The sequence below is a fragment of the Clostridium sp. CAG:43 genome, from assembly GCF_000434655.1.
In the GTDB taxonomy this organism is placed as follows: domain Bacteria; phylum Bacillota; class Clostridia; order Lachnospirales; family Lachnospiraceae; genus Otoolea; species Otoolea fessa.
The window spans coordinates 36,454-39,244 of the sequence record NZ_FR895107.1 but is presented as its reverse complement, the minus strand read 5'-3'; the positions used below and the strand labels follow the sequence as shown (position 1 = coordinate 39,244).

Below are 2,791 nucleotides of genomic sequence, written 5' to 3'. Positions count from 1 at the left end.
TAAGCGACGCTCTTTAATTCTGTCTTATATTCAACTGGAATCTTCAGCTCTTCGACTTTTTTAAGCAGCGCTTCCTGTGCAAGCTCGTTCAGATTTCCCTCTTTTGCCGGGAAACTGCGGGCTACCCTGGAACCTGCCTCCTGTGTCAGATCGCCGTACTCCATTCCCAGTGTGTCGGCAAGCCAGTCTTTCGCCTCTTCGCTGTTCTCCGATACATCTGCCGCCATATCCGAATTGTTCGTATTATTTCCTGCCGTCATAATATCGGACAGATAAATCTCAAAATCATCCGTAAGATTCGCCTGGAACTGCTCATCTGTATTGGCTGCATTGACATACGGCGCCATCTCCGCCATATCTGCCGCCAGCTCTTCGCCCGGTGCCAGAATCAGGATCTTCGACGGATCCATGCCCTCGGCTGCCGCCTGAACCGCCGCGATCAATCCGGCGCTGTCTCCGCCTGCGATGACAAGCTGTGCATCCGATGCTTCTGCCTCTCCGACCGCTTCGGTTGCTTCCTCGCTTGCCGCTGCACTCTCTGTTGTATCTGCCTTACTGCCGCATCCCGCCAGTGCCGCTGTTCCCAGAACCGCTGCCGCCGTCAGAATCCCTGCCTTTTTAACTGTATGGAATGATTTTTTCATAATCGTTCTCTCCTTTCCCTCTCGCCGGAGTTCCTGCAGCTGTCTTCAAACATGCACAGTACCTCTCGTTTGTGGATTTCAGTCTAACATAGAACCTGCGGCGAATCAATTAAGGTTTCTTTAATTCTTACGGCGGAAAAAACGAAATTTTCTGTTACTTACACAAATCCGCAATCACCTGTGCAAAAATCTTCGCGCTTGCCACCAGATCACTCACATAGGCAAATTCATCTGCCCCGTGCATCCGGTTGTCCACGCCCGGCATCGACGCGCCAAATGCAACGCCGTTTTTCAGGTCATGCACATATGTGCCGCCGCCGGTGTAGTTGCACTCGCCCTTGTTGCCGGTATAAAGCTCATAAGCATTCAGAAGTGTTCTGACAAACTCGGAATTGCCGTCTACAAAATGCGGTTCTCGCAGCTGCGGGGACTCTAACTTCATGCCGTGGGACGCAAGTTTTGCCTCCACCGGTTTCAACAGGTTGTCATCATTGCCGCCGATCGGGAAACGTCCGTCAAAGTACGCTTCCATCCGTGTCTCCGTCATCGTAAGCATCGTGAATGCCAGAGACAGCGCTCCGGATCCTTCTGCCTGCATCGCCACGCCAAGCGCCTTGCCCTCGGTATCATTCCACGGGAAGCACTCAGTCAGGCTGTGAATCAGCTTCGTCTGTCCGCAGGATGCAAATGGCAGGCGATCCAGAAGCAGAAGCAGGGATGCCAGCGCATTTTTGCCTTCCTCTGGTGTCGAGGCGTGTGCGCCCTCACCGATTGCGGTGATCACGATCGCATCTTCCTCTGCCTGAAGCTCAAACTGTACGCCAGTCTCCTTCGTCACGCCCTCTGCCATCGGACGTACCTCTTCCTCGGTCAGTCCTGTAATTGTCGCATGCGCCTTGCCCGGAACAACATTGATCTTGATGCCAGCCTCGATGGACAGGATCCGCGCATTCTCCGTCGATACCTCAAAAGAAGCTGTCACATGCCCCGGGAAACGTCCTTTTTCGATATTGATAACCGGGAACGAAGCATCCGGGGAAAATGTCATCGGCGCTTCCTTCTCCACTTTATAATAATGTTCAATATCGCTGCTGCCGCACTCCTCATCTGTTCCCAGAATCAGGCGTACATTTTTTGTCACCGGGATTCCCAGTTCTTTGACCGCACGCATCGCATACAGAGCTGCTACCGCTGGTCCCTTGTCATCCGCCGTGCCGCGTCCGTACAACTTTCCGTCTTTTACAATCGGTTCAAACGGCTGTGTCACAGTCCAGCCCTCGCCTGCCGGGACAACATCCAGATGTGCCAGAATATCTAGCTGGTGCTCACCGTCGTTTAAATCGGCGGTTCCTACATAATTATCGTAATTGTTGATGGAAAATCCATACTCTTCCGCCATTTTGAGTGCCTGTGCCAGTGCGCGGCTCGGACCTTCGCCGAACGGATCGCCCTCCTGGTATGCCGAACGCTCACTGTTGATGCTGCACAGAGTGCATATGTCATCTAACATCTCCTGCTTGTGCGCCTCGATATACTGCTCGATTTTCTTTTTATACATAAATCTTCCGCCTCGTTCTTTTCCTTTAGTTATTATTTGGACAGAATTCCAGCCAGTACCTGGTTCACTACCTTTCCGTCTGCCTTGCCCTTTACCTTCGGCATCAGGGTTTTCATGATTTTGCCCTTGTCAGACGGTGCCGGATTTTCAATGCCAAGCTCTGCCAGAACACTTTTGATCACCTCTGCGATCTGCTCTTCGGTCAGATCCTCCGGTGCAAATTCCTGATAAACTGCCAGACGTGCCTGTGCCTCCTCACGGATATCCGCACGATCTGCCGGAGCCAGTTCCAGCGTCTCCTTCGTCTGCTTGATCTCTTTCTTTACAACTGCGTCCGCCTCTTCCTCAGTCAGCGGAGAACGCTTGTCGATCTCCGCATTTTTCAGTGCGGATAACAGCATGGATAAGGAATCTTTTCTTGCTTTGTCTTTTGCTTTCATGGCTTCTACCATGGCTGCACGTACTACATCTACTCTGCTCATATGAAATGTCTCCTTTTCTGATTTTTTCTATATTTTCACCATGCCCAGGGGTGCGATAGGGACTCTCTCTTGTTTTACCATGCCCAGGGGTGCGATAGGGACTCTCT

3 protein-coding genes are annotated in these 2,791 nt (G+C 51.8%); all 3 read right to left on the bottom strand.

What is annotated here, in order from left to right; genetic code table 11:
• The coding region (locus QVO97_RS10255; RefSeq protein WP_288189619.1) for an FAD-binding protein at positions 1-644 on the bottom strand (644 nt) is incomplete at its 3' end.
• Between the two features lie 154 nt (positions 645-798).
• A complete protein-coding gene (gene pepV, locus QVO97_RS10250) occupies positions 799-2,202 on the bottom strand; it encodes a dipeptidase PepV (RefSeq protein WP_022360229.1) in 1,404 nt (467 codons plus the stop codon).
• Positions 2,203-2,234: 32 nt separating this feature from the next.
• Complete coding sequence (locus QVO97_RS10245) at positions 2,235-2,684, bottom strand: GatB/YqeY domain-containing protein (protein WP_022360228.1); 450 nt, start codon at positions 2,682-2,684, stop codon at positions 2,235-2,237.
• Between the last annotated feature and the right edge of the window lie 107 nt (positions 2,685-2,791).